Origin of the sequence: Pseudomonas songnenensis, from assembly GCF_003696315.1 — a bacterium.
GTDB classification, from domain to species: Bacteria; Pseudomonadota; Gammaproteobacteria; order Pseudomonadales; family Pseudomonadaceae; genus Stutzerimonas; species Stutzerimonas songnenensis.
The window spans coordinates 722,877-738,499 of the sequence record NZ_RFFN01000003.1; the positions used below are offsets into that span (position 1 = coordinate 722,877).

15 protein-coding genes are annotated in these 15,623 nt (G+C 59.6%); 5 read left to right on the plus strand and 10 right to left on the minus strand.

What is annotated here, in order from left to right:
* Positions 1–26: 26 nt before the first annotated feature.
* Positions 27–389 (minus strand): NADH:ubiquinone oxidoreductase, encoded by a 363-nt coding sequence (locus EA798_RS20760; protein WP_122099087.1) that lies wholly within the window; start codon positions 387–389, stop codon positions 27–29.
* 89 nt (positions 390–478) lie between these two features.
* On the opposite strand from EA798_RS20760, the gene EA798_RS12035 reads away from it, so the two are divergent.
* On the plus strand, positions 479–1,447 hold the full coding sequence (locus tag EA798_RS12035; RefSeq protein WP_476748396.1) for a CobW family GTP-binding protein: 969 nt from the start codon (positions 479–481) through the stop codon (positions 1,445–1,447).
* Between the two features lie 2 nt (positions 1,448–1,449).
* On the opposite strand, the gene EA798_RS12040 is transcribed toward EA798_RS12035, so the two are convergent.
* Positions 1,450–1,824 carry a DUF3301 domain-containing protein gene (locus EA798_RS12040; protein WP_106156968.1) on the minus strand — a complete coding sequence of 125 codons (375 nt, stop codon included), beginning with the start codon at positions 1,822–1,824 and terminating at the stop codon, positions 1,450–1,452.
* A gap of 82 nt (positions 1,825–1,906) precedes the next feature.
* The gene (locus EA798_RS12045; RefSeq protein WP_015278965.1) at positions 1,907–2,314 is read right to left on the minus strand and encodes an SMI1/KNR4 family protein; all 408 of its coding nucleotides are present in this window, start codon (positions 2,312–2,314) and stop codon (positions 1,907–1,909) included.
* A 228-nt stretch (positions 2,315–2,542) separates the two neighbouring features.
* Between EA798_RS12045 and EA798_RS12050 the strand changes: the two genes are divergently transcribed.
* The 4 genes from EA798_RS12050 to EA798_RS12065 all read left to right on the plus strand — a co-directional run bounded on the left by EA798_RS12050 (position 2,543) and on the right by EA798_RS12065 (position 8,306).
* Complete coding sequence (locus tag EA798_RS12050) at positions 2,543–4,813, plus strand: ATP-binding protein (RefSeq protein ID WP_106156966.1); 2,271 nt, start codon at positions 2,543–2,545, stop codon at positions 4,811–4,813.
* A complete protein-coding gene (locus EA798_RS12055) occupies positions 4,813–5,286 on the plus strand; it encodes a response regulator (RefSeq protein WP_106156964.1) in 474 nt (157 codons plus the stop codon). Before EA798_RS12050 ends, EA798_RS12055 begins: the two co-directional genes overlap by 1 nt.
* A gap of 67 nt (positions 5,287–5,353) precedes the next feature.
* Positions 5,354–7,759, plus strand: coding sequence for a response regulator (locus tag EA798_RS12060; protein WP_122099089.1), 2,406 nt, complete (start codon positions 5,354–5,356; stop codon positions 7,757–7,759).
* Entirely contained in the window at positions 7,752–8,306 is a 555-nt protein-coding gene (locus tag EA798_RS12065) for a biliverdin-producing heme oxygenase (protein ID WP_122099090.1), read from the plus strand. Before EA798_RS12060 ends, EA798_RS12065 begins: the two co-directional genes overlap by 8 nt.
* A gap of 200 nt (positions 8,307–8,506) precedes the next feature.
* On the opposite strand, the gene EA798_RS12070 is transcribed toward EA798_RS12065, so the two are convergent.
* The 7 genes from EA798_RS12070 to EA798_RS12100 form a co-directional block, all read right to left on the minus strand.
* Positions 8,507–8,764 carry a hypothetical protein gene (locus EA798_RS12070; RefSeq protein ID WP_122099137.1) on the minus strand — a complete coding sequence of 86 codons (258 nt, stop codon included), beginning with the start codon at positions 8,762–8,764 and terminating at the stop codon, positions 8,507–8,509.
* 252 nt (positions 8,765–9,016) lie between these two features.
* The gene (locus EA798_RS12075; RefSeq protein ID WP_122099091.1) at positions 9,017–10,318 is read right to left on the minus strand and encodes a 5-methylcytosine restriction system specificity protein McrC; all 1,302 of its coding nucleotides are present in this window, start codon (positions 10,316–10,318) and stop codon (positions 9,017–9,019) included.
* Between the two features lie 6 nt (positions 10,319–10,324).
* Entirely contained in the window at positions 10,325–11,464 is a 1,140-nt protein-coding gene (locus EA798_RS12080; protein ID WP_122099092.1) for an AAA family ATPase, read from the minus strand.
* Positions 11,454–12,050 (minus strand): hypothetical protein, encoded by a 597-nt coding sequence (locus EA798_RS12085; RefSeq protein WP_122099093.1) that lies wholly within the window; start codon positions 12,048–12,050, stop codon positions 11,454–11,456. Before EA798_RS12085 ends, EA798_RS12080 begins: the two co-directional genes overlap by 11 nt.
* Positions 12,043–14,274, minus strand: a complete 2,232-nt coding sequence (locus EA798_RS12090) for an Eco57I restriction-modification methylase domain-containing protein (protein ID WP_122099094.1) — start codon at positions 14,272–14,274, stop codon at positions 12,043–12,045. The genes EA798_RS12085 and EA798_RS12090 overlap by 8 nt, the downstream gene beginning before the upstream one ends.
* The gene (locus tag EA798_RS12095) at positions 14,271–15,365 is read right to left on the minus strand and encodes a DNA adenine methylase (RefSeq protein WP_122099095.1); all 1,095 of its coding nucleotides are present in this window, start codon (positions 15,363–15,365) and stop codon (positions 14,271–14,273) included. The genes EA798_RS12090 and EA798_RS12095 overlap by 4 nt, the downstream gene beginning before the upstream one ends.
* A complete protein-coding gene (locus EA798_RS12100; protein ID WP_122099096.1) occupies positions 15,362–15,598 on the minus strand; it encodes a hypothetical protein in 237 nt (78 codons plus the stop codon). The genes EA798_RS12095 and EA798_RS12100 overlap by 4 nt, the downstream gene beginning before the upstream one ends.
* Positions 15,599–15,623: the final 25 nt, after the last annotated feature.

Here is a 15,623-nt window from a genome sequence, read left to right on the forward strand (position 1 = left end):
AAACCCCCATGGACGCTGGGTTGGCGCTATTGACTCGCCCAGCTGCCCTGACTGTTCTGTTCGCATGCCGGCTGCAAAAAACGCGCATCGCTGGCGACACCGTAGTAATGGATGTCTTGGCGATATGGCATGTTGGAAACCTGGGCATTGCGGCAGATGCCGAACGCGCCATCCGGGCACTGCTCAACGAACTCCACCTGAACCTCTTGATCCTTCAGCTGCGGCTGGCAGAAGCCGCTGCGAAAAAGCTCGACGGGAATGTTGATATTCGCCTGACACAGCTTCACTTCCACCCGATCGTCGTGGCTGTGGATGATGCAGGCCTCGGCCATGACGTCGCCAGCAATGAGTACGCCGCAAACGGCTGTCAGCAAGAACGGTAACCGCACGATTTCATCCCTCTTCGAATCGCGGCGACTTTATCACGGGCAGGCTTTTCCCCTTCCAGCCGCTTCGCAAAATGCGCACCATAGCCGCCATGCTCGAACATATCCCGACCCATCTCATCGCCGGCCCGTTGGGCGCCGGAAAAACCAGCCTGATCCGTGATCTGCTGAGCCAGAAGCCGACCGACGAGCGCTGGGCTGTGCTGATCAATGAGTTCGGCCAGATCGGCCTGGATGCCGCGCTGCTGAGTACCGGCGCGGACGGCATTACGCTGGCGGAAATTCCCGGCGGTTGCCTGTGCTGCGTCAACGGCGTGCCGTTTCAGGTCGGTCTCGGCCGACTGCTGCGCCAGGCACATCCGGACCGGCTGTTGATCGAGCCCTCGGGCCTGGGGCACCCCGCCGAGCTGCTGCGCCAGCTCAGCCAGGCACCATGGCGGACAGTTCTGGCCGTTCAACCGACCGTGCTGGTGCTGGATGCCGATGCCCTGAGCCGCGGCCTGCCGCTGCCCGATAGCCAACAGCAGACCTTGGCTGACGCCGGCCTGCTGTTGATGAATAAAAGCGAATCGCTCGACGAGGCGGCACGGGTAGCGCTGAGCGGACGTCTGCCACGGCGCCCGCTGTTCTGGACCAGCCAGGGTCGGCTGCCTATCGCGCAATTGCCGGGAATCGAGGTGCGGGCCAGTGAACAATCGCAGGCGGTTGCGCTGCCAACGGGAGCGGCCTCGCTACCACAGGTCTGGCTCGATCCGAGCAAAGCGATCTGCCAGGTGCAGGCGACCCCGGAAAACTGGAGCATCGGCTGGCGCTGGCACCCAAGCCAACGCTTCGACCTCGAGAAAATTGCGCAGTGGCTGGCGCAGTGGCCGTGGCGCCGCGCCAAGCTGGTCGTCCATGGCGGCAACGGCTGGCAGTCGGCCAATGCCCTGGATGGCGATACGCTGGTCTTCAGCCCCAGCGAGTGGCGCCGCGATTCGCGGATCGAACTGATCTTTGCCGAGCCTCAGCCACAGGCCGAGCTGGAATGCGCCATGGACGGCTGTCGCATCCGCGCTTGAACTCAGTCGCGAGGCCGGCGCCAATCGTCCAGCTGGATCACCCGACCCGGCTCGTCGGCGGGCTGGAACGGATGCGCGGCCAGCTCGATCCGACCGACCTGGGCGCCGAACATGACGATGGTGCCCGGATGGCGCTGCTCACCGGTCACGGTGAACTCGAAACCGTAGATTCGCGCCAGCCGGCGCTGGCCACGCGCGTCCGGCAACAGGGTCAGCTTGCGAAAGGCGACATTGCCGTCGAGCAACTCGACATCGAGCTTCTTGCAATGCCGCCGCACGGCCTGCAGCGCCCGCTCGCGAATGCCATGGGAATGCCACAGCCAGGCGCCGGCGGCGGCCAGCAACATGAACAGGAACAGATTGCTCAGAGTCAGCATGGAGTTTCGGAAAGTAACCGGCGGGCGCACAGCTTAGCAGGCCGCGGCCCCGCTGCCGTGTCGATGCAGGCGCCCATCCGCCTCAGCTTTCCAGCCAGACGTCGCGTGCCCAGTGCCATACCGTTTCCCAGGTTTCCTCGGTCAGCTCGGCCTCGTCGCCGTCCCACAGCGTGACTTCGCCGTCCAGGTCGACCACGTAGTAGTCGCGCCCATCCTGGCAGATCGGGATCAGGTCGCGCGGCACGCCCGCATCCCAGGCGTTGGCAGCAACTTCCGGCAAGTAGGTATGCGATTGCGGGTCGGTGGCGGTGACCGGTTCCAGGTGCCCGTAGATGACATCGCTGACCTGCAGCAGGAACTCGCGCAGGCCGAACGGCAGGTTGATCAGCAGCTGCTCCTCGATTTCCACCAGCAGATCATCGTCCGGCAACTCCAGCGGTACCGGCACCGGCTCGTTGAGTTCGCGCAGCTGTTCGATGACTTCTTCCACATCCACCTCCTGTCGTATGCCCCCGGGCAAGGCCCCGTTTATACAGTCCGCCGGATTGGCGAGCCAGTTCTGTCGCGTTAAAGTGCAGGGCCAAGCGAAACACTCGGTTAAGACTTTCCCTGCAACCCCCACGATCAACCTGCACAATCGCAGACGTTAGGTAGCAACTCGCATTGGTGCCTGCCCGCCACCTCCGGTCCGTACCGGGCCTGAACAAGGACACACACAATGGCCACTACCGAAGCCCAGGACTTGCTCTCGGCGATCGACCGATGCGCCGATGAACCCATCCATATACCCGGCAGCATCCAGCCTCACGGGTTTCTGCTGGTGGTCAGCGAGCCGGAACTGCGCGTGCAGCAGGCCAGCGAGAACGTCCAGCAATGGCTTGGCGTCGACGCGCAATCACTGCTCGGTCAACCGCTATCGAACCTGCTGCCGACGGCACGCCTCGAAGCGGGCCTGGCAGGACTGACCGAGGATGACCACAACCCGTTCCACCTGAGCGATGTGAACATTCGTCTCGAAGGCGCGGGCGAGCAGACTTTCGCCTTGCTGGGCCACCGCCACGGCGGCCGGCTGATCCTCGAGTTCGAACGTGCCGACAACGCGCACCAGGCCTACGACGCCTTGTACCCGCTGATGCGCACCTTCGTCGTTAAGCTGCAGGAAACGCGCGAGCTCGACGCGCTCTGCCAACTGGCGGTTCGAGAGGTCAAGCGCATCACCGGCTTTGGCAGGGTCAAGGCCTATCGCTTCGATGCAGAAGACAACGGCCTGGTGCTGGCAGAGGTCGCCGATCCCGGCTATCCGAGCTACCTGGGACTGTGCTTTCCGGCCGCCGACATCCCGCAACAGGCACGCCGGCTGTATCGCGAGAACCTGATCCGCGTGATTCAGGATGCCAACTACACGCCCTCCCCCGTGGTGCCTGCGCTGAATCCGGATTCCGGCACGCCGCTGGACCTGAGCTTCGCCGCTTTACGCAGCGTCTCCCCGGTGCACCTGCAGTACATGCGCAACATGGGCACACTGGCGTCGATGTCGATCTCCATCGTCATTCGCGACCGGCTGTGGGGCCTGATCTCCTGCCATGATGCCGAACCCCGCGCGGTCAGCTACCAGACCCGCACCGCCTGCGAGCTGCTCGGCCGCATCCTCTCGCTGCAGATCGAAGCACGGGAAACGGAAACCCTCACTCAGCGCAAACTGGAGCTACGCCACCAGATCGTGCATCTGCTGTCGGCCATGGCCGACCGTGACAGCGTGGTTGAGGGCTTCCGCCACCTGCCGGACGTCGTACTGGGTTTCGCCGCAGCCGACGGCGCGGCGATCATTTCCGCGGACAAATGCGAAACCGTCGGCAATACACCCGACCACCAGCAGATCCTGCGGTTGACCGAATGGCTGGGCGAGCGACGCGACCAGCTGATCTTCCATAGCGACTGCATCAGCCGGGACATTCCCGACATGCCGGAGCTGGCCGAACACTGCGCCGGCGTCATGGCGATCTCCATCTCGCGGCTGCACGCGCATTACCTCATCTGGTTCCGCCAGGAGCAGATCAAGACGGTCAATTGGGCTGGCGAGCCGGAAAAACAGATCGACCGCCAGAGCGGTGCACTCAGCCCGCGGCACAGCTTCGCGCGCTGGCAGGAAACCTTGCGCGGCTATGCGCAGCCCTGGGACCCGGTGGTCATCGAAGGGGCGCTGGAACTGCGCAACGCGGTGCTTGGCATCGTATTGCGCAAGGCTGAGGAGATGGCCCAACTGGCCGGCGAACTGCGCGCCAGCAACAAGGAGCTGGAAGCCTTTTCCTACAGTGTTTCCCACGATCTGCGCGCGCCTTTACGGCATATCGCCGGCTACACGGAACTACTCAGCGAGATGGAGAGCAAGCAGCTGAGCGAACGCGGTATGCGCTTTCTCGACAACATTGCCGACGCCGCGCGCTTTGCCGGCACCCTGGTGGACAACCTGCTGAGCTTTTCGCAGATGGGTCGCGCGGCGCTGCGCCTGTCGGATGTGGATCTGGGAGCGCTGGTCGCCTCGATTCGCGAGGAGCTGGCCCCTGACTGCGAGGGCCGTCAGATCCAATGGCACCTGTTGCCGATGCCGATCGTCGTGGCTGATGCGGCCTTCATCCACATGGTGTTGCGCAACCTCATCGATAACGCGGTCAAGTACAGCCGTACTCGCGAGGTAGCCGTGATCGAAGTGGGGGCTGAACAGCGTTCCGGTGAAGTCGTGGTCTACGTGCGCGACAACGGCGTCGGCTTCGACATGCAGTACGCCGGCAAGCTGTTCGGCGTATTCCAGCGACTGCACCGCATGGAGGAATTCGAGGGCACCGGCATCGGTCTGGCCAGCGTACGCCGGATCATCGAGCGCCACGATGGCCAGGTCTGGGCCGAAGGCCAGCTGGACAAGGGCGCCACCTTTTATTTTTCTCTACCCAAACTGACTTATACGTCCTCCCTCCTGGACCGAGACATCTGATGCTGAAACCGATACTGCTGGTAGAAGACAACCCCCACGACCTGGAACTCACGCTGATCGCGCTGGAGCGCAGCCAGCTGGCCAACGAAGTGGTGATCATGCGTGACGGCGCCGAGGCGCTGAACTACCTGCAGCGCACCGGCGCCTACGCCGAGCGAGCTGATGGCAACCCTGCCGTGCTGTTGCTGGACCTCAAACTGCCAAAGGTCGACGGCCTGGAAGTGCTCAAGACCGTGCGCGAGACCGCCGAGCTGCGCAGCATTCCCGTGGTCATGCTGACTTCCTCGCGCGAAGAGCCCGATCTGATGAAAGCCTATGAACTCGGGGTGAACGCTTACGTGGTCAAACCGGTCGAATTCAAGGATTTTGTCGCCGCAATCTCCGATCTCGGTATTTTCTGGGCAGTACTCAACGAGCCGCCACCCGGTTCCCTGCGGCTCAAGCGTGTACGCAACAAAGAAGAAAAGAACTGAACGAGCCTCTGCCCGCCAATGCCTGGCGGGCCGTCACGACGACTCCTGCATCCTCGACAGGATAGATATGCCAGCGTCAAAGAACATCAGCGTCCTGTTCATCGAGGACAGCCCGCACGACGCCGAACTGGCCCAACTGGCCCTGGAGCGCAGTGGTTACACGTTGCACACCGAGCTGGTCTATAGCCACGCAGGGGTCGTGGAAGCGCTGCAGCGGCGATCGTTCGATCTGATCCTGGCGGACTTCATCCTGCCCGGTTTCTCCGGTAGCCAGGCGTTGCAGGAAGCACAGCGGCTGGCGCCGCAGACGCCCTTCATCTTTCTCTCCGGCGTGTTCGGCGAAGAGCACGCGGTCAACATGATGCGCTCCGGCGCCGTCGACTATGTGCTCAAGCAGAAACTCGGCTTCCTGCCCAAGGCCGTCGAGCGGGCGTTGGCGGAGGTCAACGAACGCCGTCGCCGGCTACAGGCCGAGCAGGCGCTGCGAGAAGTTGAAGTGCGCGCGCGCCTGGCCATCGACGCGGCGCGCCTGGGCATGTGGGACTACGAGCCGCAGAGCGGCACGCTGATCTGGGACCAGCGCTGTCGGGCCATGCTAGGAGTCGATGCACAGGCCCCGGTCGATATGCCGCTGTTCGAGCGTCTTTGCCACCCGGACGATCGCGAACGGATACGTGAACAGGTCAATCGTGCCATCTCCGGTGAAGACGCCGGCGAGTTCTGTACCACCTACCGCGTGCTTTTCGAAGACGGCAGCCTGCGCTGGATGGAAACCCGTGGCCAGGCCTTCATCGAAGGCGGCCAATGTTCGCGCTTCGTCGGCGTGGTGATGGACATCACCGAGCAACAACTGGCGACGCAGACCCTCAAGCAGCAGAACGAAACCCTTGGCGAGCGGGTGCAGCAACGCACGCGCGAACGCGACCGTACCTGGGAGCTGTCACGCGACCTGCTGGCCGTCACCGATCTCGACATGATGCCCGTTGCGCTCAACCCCATGTGGGAGCTGGCCTTCGACTTCCCCCTCGAGCAGTTGATGCAGCACGCGCTGACCTGGCTGGTGCACCCGGACGATCTGCAAGCGACGCTGGAAGAAAACATGCGCGTCGGCCGTGGCAAGGTCACCAATCGCTTCGTCAACCGCATGCGCCATCGCGATGGCAGCTATCGCTGGCTGTCCTGGTCGTCAGTGGCCGATGGCGGTCGTATCTATTCCGCAGCGCGGGACATCACCAGTGAAATCGCCGCAGTCGACAAACTGGCCGAAGCCAACCGCGAGCTGCGCGCGCAGATCCAGGAGCGCGAACGGGTCGAAGCCACCCTGCAGCAGATGCAGCGCCTGGAAGCGGTGGGCCAGCTGACTGCCGGGGTCGCCCACGATTTCAACAACCTGCTCACCGTGATTCTCACCAGCGCCAGCTTTCTGCAGAACGACCTGGAGCAAGGCGCGCCGGCCGAGCGCAGCCTGCGGCGGCTGCAATACATCCGCGAATCCGGCGAACGTGGCGCGACGCTGACCAGCCAGTTGCTCGCCTTCGCCCGCCGTCAGCAGCTGGCGCCAACTGCGATCGATCTCAACGACACCCTGGTCGGCCTGCTCAGCCTGCTGAAAAGCACCCTGGGCGGCAGCGTCAGCATCGAAACCGACACCCAGGCCAATATCTGGCATGCGCTGGTGGACCCAACACAGATCGAGATGATCATCCTCAACCTGGCGATCAATGCCCGCGACGCCATGGGCGACAGCGGTCGACTGACCCTGGGCACGCGCAACGTGCTGATCACCGAACCGGCGCTGCGCGCCGAGGACCCAGGCCCTGGGGAGTATGTCGTCCTTTCGGTCACCGATACCGGCACCGGCATGAGCGAAGAGGTGCTGAGCAAGGCGTTCGAGCCCTTCTTCACCACCAAGGAAGTCGGCAAGGGCTCGGGGCTGGGCCTGGCCCAGGTATTCGGTTTCGCCAAGCAATCCGGCGGTGGCGCACGCATCGAAAGCCGTCCGGGCGCCGGGACCACGGTAAAGGTATTCCTGCCGCGTACCGAGCCTCCGGAAGCATCGGAGCCGGCCGCTGCCCTGAGCGCCGGCAGTCAGGAAGACAACAGCCAGCACCGCATCCTGCTGGTCGATGACGATCAAACCGTGCGCGAGGTGACCGCACAGATGCTGCAGAACCTGGGCTTCGCAGTCATCGAAGCGGAGAGCGGCGAGCTGGCCTTGCAGCTGCTCGGAGAAGGCATGGGAGTGGACCTGCTGCTGGCGGACTTCGCCATGCCCGGAATGAATGGCGGCGAGCTGGCACGGGCGGTACGGGTGCGTCAGCCCGAGCTGCCGGTGATATTCGTGACGGGCTATGCCGAGCTGTGCGAATTGGGCCTGGTCGGTTACTCGATCATCCAGAAGCCGTTTCGTGAAGACCAGCTGGCCAACAAGATTCACCTCGCCTTGCGCGAAGGCAGCCTGACCGATGGCTGAGCTACGGACACGTCTCAGACAGGCGACGGCCGCCCTGCACGAGCAAGTCGATGCTGCCTATTCAGGCTTCGCACTGGACCAGCCGGACGACTATCGACGCTTCCTGCGTGCTCACGGCCGGGTGCTGGGTGCCACGGAAATTGCGCTGGAACGGGCCGGTGTCGCCGAGCTGCTCGACGACTGGCCGAGGCGCGCACGCCGTCACGCGCTGCTGGCCGATCTGGCTGAACTGGGCTGCCCAGCCCCCGCACCGCTGCAGACGCCGCGGATAAACGACCTGGCCAGCTGCTGGGGCGTGGCCTATGTGCTTGAAGGATCTCGCCTGGGCGGGCGTGTACTGGCCCGACGCATCCGCCAGGCCGATCCGACAGCACCGGTTCGCTACCTCGAGCATGGCGACGTCGCCAGGCTCTGGCCCGCCTTTCTCGCGCGACTGGAACAGACCGCTCCCGACTGTGCCTGGGCGCCGATGCTGGCCGCCGCCGAAGCGACTTTCGGCGTATTCACCGCCGCTGCCGCAATCGAGCGGAACTACGATTACAGCTGAACAGAAAAGGCCCCGCAGGGCCTTTTCCTTTTTTGCACACTTGTGGGACGAAAATAAAGTTTCATCCCAAACTATCGAAAAAAGAGCTGGAAATGGAAGTTTTGCCAGTTAAAGAATCATCCTTAAAGCTCAAGCACGCGCAATTCTGATGAAAAAATTGAAAATAAAGAATCATCCTAATGGGCCATGATGTAAAACCGCTACCGCGCCTCGAAGATTCTCCGCGCTACCGGTCCATACGTCGTGATCACCTGCTCGATGCCGTCCTGATCATCAAAACGCAACCCATCCTCGATCTCGAAAAAAGCTTTTTGCTCGGCCTCCCACTGCGCGATTTTGCTAGCGTCCGGCTGAGCCTTTTTGCTTTCGATGTAAATCCATTCAGCGCGAACAGCCATTAGGAATCCAAGAACCTCTTGCGCAGCTTCAAAGCGCGCCAAGCGTTCGGTCGTAGTCATGGTCAGACCTCCTATCAGCGCAAACGCATAGCCTGAGAGTTGTTCATCACGCTCCAATCCTTTCGAAATCTCAGTGTCGCGGTGAGAGTTCTTCATCACGCCCCTAACTTCCAGGTCAGGTGCACCACGCAAGGCCCCTTGTCCATTTTCGCGTCCGCGAAAATGCTCTTGCTCACTGCATCAGCTTGATTCGAACTGCCGCAAACCCTCAAGCACACCGCCAAATCTTTGGGAAAGAACCTCGTTAATCAATCACACAAAGGCTGCGGCCACCCCAGCAGCCATGTTTGCGGCAAAGACCCTGAGGGCTCCTGTCCTAGAAATTAGACGGCTCTCGATTTGAATGCCCACGATTTGCACCGCACCCACCACGGCCTTTTCAAAGACCGTGCACGTACCAATGGGCTGCTGGGCGTTACCTGGTTGTGCAGGATAGGCCAGCGCTACCAAGTTGCATCCGGTGGCCTTGGAGAAGGCTAAGGCTTCGTAGAGGTCTGCTTCACTGATACGAAGCTGCCCCTTCTCCACGTGTCCCTTGTACTTGGCATCCAACAGTATTCTGGGCCTTGTTCCATCAGGCTCAATCACACAGTCTGGGTACACTGAAAGCTTGCTCACAGTACCGGTGCTCATCCTGATCTTGGAGCCCAAGGGATAGCCCTGTTGCGGCACTACAGCACTGCGACCAAAGCTCAATCGCGCAGCCACCGTTAACAGATCTTCCCACACGCGCCAGGTATTCACTAAGTAACCAGGTGCATGGGCCTGCCCCTGCTTGTAGTTAAGCCCAAGGCCTCCGAGCACATCGATAGACAGCTCATGTAGCGGCTTCCACGCTCGGTGCCGTGCAGGAATGGGGTTTCGACGATTAGCAGCTACGTTCTGAGGCGAAAGGTCTTCAATCAAACGCACCAGCGAACTTGCAGCCGATGGGTCACTTACTTCAGGGAGTAGCTCCTTAGCCGCTGCCACGATGTCCCCGTTCCAACCGTTCTTACGATCAAAGCGAATGAGCTCTTGCTCAAAGCCATCAGGTGAAGGAAAGATGAGCTCCACCGGATCAGGATCCCCATCAATGAAGAAGTCTGCTTCACGCACCCTACGATAGCTGCGTAGTGGCCGACGTTTACGGGCCTCGTACATGCTCGTCATGGAACGAGCTACTAGCGTGGACAAGTCCCTTGGAGTACCACCTGATGCCGATAAACGCTCGGAAGCCAAGAGCCGCCCGTGACGTGAAAGCGTGGAGAGGAAAAAGAAATCCTCGCGCCACGCAGCATCGGTGTCGTCGAGCCCCAAAAACTTGGGCGCAACTTCCAGTTCCAGTGAAGGAGCCAAGCGAATGAGGCCCGCAAAATCAATGGCACGTGTGCCCTTGGCATCCACACTGATAGGGTTGTAGTTGAGCCTCAGGCTCGACGCAGCACGGCTCCCAGCCTCCAATAAAAGGCTGTTGGCCTTCGTGCGATCCACCCCAATGGCATCAGCAATCGCACGGCTCAGGTCAACGGGTGTGCCGTATTCAACAAGGGACAGCCGTGTTCGGGGGTTCACTACGTGCTACCCCCTGGGATTGGAAAATGCCCTGAGAGCCGCGTAAATATTGTTCTCAGCAAAATTCATGGGCCCTTCAAGACGAAAGCGCAAATCATCCGCAAAGGTCGTCTCGGTGAGCTTGAACGGATTAAAGGCTGGCCCATCGAGTGCATTAAGAGCTGCGGCGATACCTCGGGTGTCCCCGAAAAACACCTCTTCCACGTGTGCACGCACCTTGGCCCACCCTACACACAGTGTGCCCAAGGCTTCATTAAGGCCCAATGTTTGCGGCTTCACATCCGACATCAGCACGCCATGCCCGATCTGAAACTCGGGACCACGACCCAGGGCAATTTGCGCGTTTACAGCAACCCAGGCACTAACCGAAGCTTCCAAGGCATCGTCCACGCTGGCAGGCACATCAGGCAATACATTGGCACCCTTGGCACCCAGACCATAAAACGTCCGCAAAGCCGCTTCATCGGGCTCCAAACGCAGAGGCTCCCAACGACGCAAGAACGCGACATCCAAGGGCTCCACAGACGCATCGGCCTGATTCATCGCTGCCAGAATGTAGAGGTCATGAGGCAATGCGTACTCGATCACGTCACCAGAGATGGGGTCGAGCATTTCAAAGAACTGCGTTTCGGCACGTTTGGCCCCATCAGAGGCCAAGCGTTTGTCGGACTCAATGGCCACGATGGCACCACCGAACGCCTGCACCGCAGGGCCTCGGTTGATCTCATCGATGATCAAGAGCGCGGCCCCATTGGCGCCCTTCGCATGTTCACTGGCACGGTACAGTGTGCCCTTCACGATGGTGAAGTCAGGGGCACCTGCCACCTTGTTAACTGCTGGCGTGATACCCGACACAAAGTCGCGATACTTGGAGTTTTGGTGAAAGACCGTTCGAAATACCTTGCGGTCCATCTTCGTGGGAGCAGGAATATCTCTAACAGCCCCAGCAGCGGGTGGAATCGGTATACCGCCCCTAGGATTGAGCTGTGGTGGGCCACCTGCGGGAGTGACACCAAAACCCGTTTCAAAGGCCAGTGCAACTTCAGCCAGGAGCTTCGATTTTCCTGTGCCAGGTGGACCGGATACCAACACGTTGCGGGAGCGTGATAGCAGTTTTAATGCCTGCTTGCAGTCGTCACTTGCCATTGCAGTACTTGCCCAGGTTGGTGAAATCTCGGTAGCCGATCACTGCGCGATTAGCCGCACGTTTGGCATCCAAACAGCCCAGCAACTCGGCAGCAACCACGGGATCCCATTTACCCTCAATACGCAGCGTCTTTTCTTCAACGTAGTAAGGCCAAACAGATCCATCGTTCAACTGAATCAGTAGCAGCAAGATGCGGTTGCCCACCCCACCCCTGGGTACTAGGCTCGTGTCAAAACAGCCGTACTCATGAACCCGAGCGATGCGACCTTCTGATGGACGCACATCAGTAGGTGTCTCAAAGAAGGAGTCCTTGCGCATAACTTGGCCGCTAACGTCATGCCAAAAGAACTCGCCTTGGAACACGTCGATTTCTTCGACTACACCATCGCGCTTACGGTTTTCCTTTGCCTTCTTCGGAAACATCTCCGTGATAACAGGCAACAGTTGTTTAAAGGAGCCAAAACGAAAATCGCGAGCCCCTCCGCCCGTATCGGAATCGTTGGACTGGGCGAGAATTTTCCTCAGGTCTCCAGGGACAATTTCCTTGTACAAAATTCGAGCAACATGCCCAGCCCCATTAGCCATGAATTTTGGATCCTTCTTCTTCGATTTCTTCGCCCCCTAGGGCGAGCTCAGAGGGCACATAAGCCATAGCCCCCGCCGCACGAGCCTCCGCCGCACGGTGTGACCAAACTGTAGACTGGTTTCCTGTACGTTTTGCCATTGAAGCCAAAGCACTATCTCGGGTAATTGTGGACTTTACCTCACCAGGCAATACCACCTGGCCCCGATCCAAAAGCGGGAAGTCTTGGAGCATCAACTCCATGTCCTTTAAATCGAGCCCATAGGCCACGGCCACTTCCGCATCAATCTCTCCACGCAGCTGCGCCATACGCTCGTAGGTTTCACGAGTAGCCCCCGCACTGTCGAGTGTGCGCAATTCGCGTGCAGCACTCACCAGCCTCTTCCATGGCAAGCCATCTTTGGCGAGCTTTGGCATGGGCACGCTTTGCAACAGGAAGTAATTCACCGTCGTAGTGAGCACGCGCCGAAGCATCCAGTCAAAGGTAAAACTGTTGGCGATGGACACCCACACCAATAACCGCTCTTCCGATGGGTCATCAGGGAAAAGGATCGTGGGCACCTTATTGCCACAGATCACCCCAGCAGGAATTAACGAGGCCATGAGCGAGCGCTCATTGGTTTGACCTGCAATGTCGCAAAAACCCACACGCAGCACGTCCGCGCGGTGCTGATTAGCACGGGGCATGTCGGAGGGGCGAATCCAAAACTGGGGGGCAAGGCGTGAGCCTCCGATGGCATAGGCCTCCCACAACGCACTGCGACCAGTGCCAGACACGTACCCTTTTACACCAAAGCGATGAGCCTGCACCATTCGACCTTCCACCAGTGGCAAAGCGCCGGGCGTGGCACGCCCTAGGAACTTAGAACGCTCCTTGGTCATATCAACTTCACGGCAAAACTTCGGGGTCCAGCCATAACCAGGCTCTTCCCACGAGACACCAGCTTCTCCGATCTTCGAGAAGAGCTTCCACTCAGACAAGCTACGAACCTCGGGCAGGCTCAAATCGTCTCGAATACCCCCAAGTGCTGCACGCCCAATGGTGGCAGTTCCCGTAATCTCCAAGCCCGTAGGGGTGCCCCGCTCATGCATAAGGGTGATGGGTTCACTCTTGCTCTTTTCGGAACCAGCCTTCGTGAGAGCCACAGCCAGGAACTTAAAGCGTGTGTCGATGGCAAAGAACCGTGCACGGTTATCGATGATCGACATGGACACGCTTTGGCTCGCATCAAAAATTTTCTGCCGCATGGCGCGGGTACCTTGCGAACGGATGAGCCCACCAGGCACTAGTGCAGCTACCACACCCTGCTCTTTGCAGAGATCAAAGAAGAGGTCAGTGAAAGCGATGTAGAGGTCTGGCTCTCCATTGCCCAAATCGGGATAGCGCGCCAACAAGCGACGAGAGTAGTTCGCTACCTCATTGCGCTGCTGGGCAAATCGCTCTTCATCAAGCCCATGAATTTGGGCCCCGTAGTGGCGCTGGGTGCCTGAGGACTTCAAGAACTCGTGCCGTGAGAGCTTGACCTTTTCCCATGGTGGGTTGCCGATCACCGCATCAAAACCCTCAGGAGCCATAGCAGTCCAGACCTTGCGATCTGACATCAAGCTATCGCCACAGTACCAACGTGCACGCATAGCTTTAAGAGCCGATACATCATCAGTGAACGAAGCAAGTGCAAGCAGTGCCGCACGCAAAGAGTTGCCCGAAAGATCCGCTGCACACACACCGTGAGCCAACCAATGCGCCGTCTTGGCTCGATCCATCCCACACACTGCGTGGGTCAACGCTGTCAGCAAAATTCCTGCGCCGCAGGCAGGATCAATCACCTTGCTCCTGTACGTAAGCTTGGGAGCGGCGAGCTTCGCCAACCGTGTAGCTAGGCGAAAGTCCGTATGGTAGGCACCTGTGCTTTTTCGATCCTGCTCATGCAAGGCCTCTCGCGCCAGAGCACTCAGTGCCAAAGCCGGATGAATCGGTGAGTGCTCAATGGCACTTGCCACAGGTGCCGCAAGTTCCAAGAGCTCTGATGCTTGGCTCTTGCTTCTGACCCTAAAAGTCTCGTGAAACTCCGCCAGGTCAAACCCACCAAAACGCGCTGACACTGCCTCCAAAATTTGAAGCCGAAGCTCAAAGCTGGCGTGACCATGACCTCTACCAACAGCATTTGTGAGAGCTGCTTCTGCTGAGGCCAGATACTCTGCTTCAACGGGGCGAGGTGCGCTCATGCATAGCTCTCCACGAGGATGGGCTTAATGGTTTTAACAGCCTTGGACTGCGCTTTGGGCAGCTGTACCGTAGGCCGCTCCACCACCACCAAAAATTCGCTCACGTCAGAAGCAGTGCTACTAGCCACCTTATTGGGACGGTAGCGGCCAATGGCTCCCAGGGGATGCATTGTGGACGTGCCGATCTTCGAGAGCTCAGACCTAATGTCTTGCATACAGATGTGCCCTTCACTGCTGTAAGAGAGCAACACCTTTTGAGCCTTCAAGCCATGCACCAAGCGTGAGAGCGTTTGCAGAGCACGGGTCTTGTAGCAAAAATCTGAAGCCAAGTTTTTCCAAGGACGAAGCCCTGCAACCCCCTCCACCTCGGGCTCATCACCCAGAGCTACCGTTTCAAGGATGTGGTAATAGCTTGCGTACTGACGCTTTGTGTATGGGGGGTCCAAATAAACTAAGTCATGCGCCGCATTGGGCACGTCGAACACATCACCCACAGTGGCCTCAACATGCACGCCTCTCTTTTTGAGATTACGGCAGCGCATAGCGATTATGTCTTGCGATTGGCTTGTCCACTTGGAGAGGAAGCAGCCAAAAGTGCCAGCGATATTGGCCACCCTATTTAAAGCACCAAATAGGTCTGCGATGAGCAGGCGCTCTTCTACCTCATCAATAGCGCCAGCCCCCACCCAATCGGCGATTAGCGCCCGCATAGCATCGATTCGTGCTGCATTTTCTTGCGTGAAGTAGCGTCGCTCAAGGCCACAGGTATCCACCGATGCGGGGCTGTACTCGCGCCACATAAAGCCATGCTTGGGCTTGGCAGCATTGAGTTTGGCGATGGCCTTGGTGTAACCACCTAGCTTCTTAAAAGCCGCTTGATCAGCACTGATTAACCGTGCCCCTGCAGAAATCACCGCAGAGTGCAAACTGTCGTTGATACGCACGTCCCATCCCAGATCAGCAGCGGCTTCAGCCACCACCCCCGTGCCACAGAAAGCGTCCACAAAGAAGGCACCCTGTTTAGGGTGCCCGATATAGGTCGTTATCTGATCAATCAGCCTGGACTTCGAACCAATGTAGCGGAAGGTCATGCTGCTGCTCCCACGTGCGCTTTACGGTCTGCACGCGCCCGTTTGGGAGCAGGAGGATGAGTTTTTTTGTCCGGAGAGGCGATGCCATTGCGGTCGCAGTAGTCACACAGCAGCACTTCTAGCATGTTGACCATACTGCGTTGTTCGTGGTCTGCAGCCTCCTTCAAGACCTTCTTGAAGGTCGGAGAGACTCGCAGGTTGAGGGTTTCGCTCTTGGTGTCGGTGAATCTCATGGGTGGTGCCCCGCAAATGTCTGTG

Bases quoted from the DNA above. Each gene is read 5' to 3' on its own strand.
- EA798_RS12035 (WP_476748396.1), top strand. From the start codon at position 479: ATGCTCGAACATATCCCGACCCATCTCATCGCCGGCCCGTTGGGCGCC.
- EA798_RS12055 (WP_106156964.1), top strand. From the start codon at position 4,813: ATGCTGAAACCGATACTGCTGGTAGAAGACAACCCCCACGACCTGGAA.
- EA798_RS12100 (WP_122099096.1), bottom strand. From the start codon at position 15,598: ATGAGATTCACCGACACCAAGAGCGAAACCCTCAACCTGCGAGTCTCT.
- EA798_RS12065 (WP_122099090.1), top strand. From the start codon at position 7,752: ATGGCTGAGCTACGGACACGTCTCAGACAGGCGACGGCCGCCCTGCAC.
- EA798_RS12090 (WP_122099094.1), bottom strand. From the start codon at position 14,274: ATGAGCGCACCTCGCCCCGTTGAAGCAGAGTATCTGGCCTCAGCAGAA.
- EA798_RS12070 (WP_122099137.1), bottom strand. From the start codon at position 8,764: ATGACTACGACCGAACGCTTGGCGCGCTTTGAAGCTGCGCAAGAGGTT.
- EA798_RS12095 (WP_122099095.1), bottom strand. From the start codon at position 15,365: ATGACCTTCCGCTACATTGGTTCGAAGTCCAGGCTGATTGATCAGATA.
- EA798_RS12050 (WP_106156966.1), top strand. From the start codon at position 2,543: ATGGCCACTACCGAAGCCCAGGACTTGCTCTCGGCGATCGACCGATGC.
- EA798_RS12080 (WP_122099092.1), bottom strand. From the start codon at position 11,464: ATGGCAAGTGACGACTGCAAGCAGGCATTAAAACTGCTATCACGCTCC.
- EA798_RS12040 (WP_106156968.1), bottom strand. From the start codon at position 1,824: ATGCTGACTCTGAGCAATCTGTTCCTGTTCATGTTGCTGGCCGCCGCC.
- EA798_RS12060 (WP_122099089.1), top strand. From the start codon at position 5,354: ATGCCAGCGTCAAAGAACATCAGCGTCCTGTTCATCGAGGACAGCCCG.
- EA798_RS12085 (WP_122099093.1), bottom strand. From the start codon at position 12,050: ATGGCTAATGGGGCTGGGCATGTTGCTCGAATTTTGTACAAGGAAATT.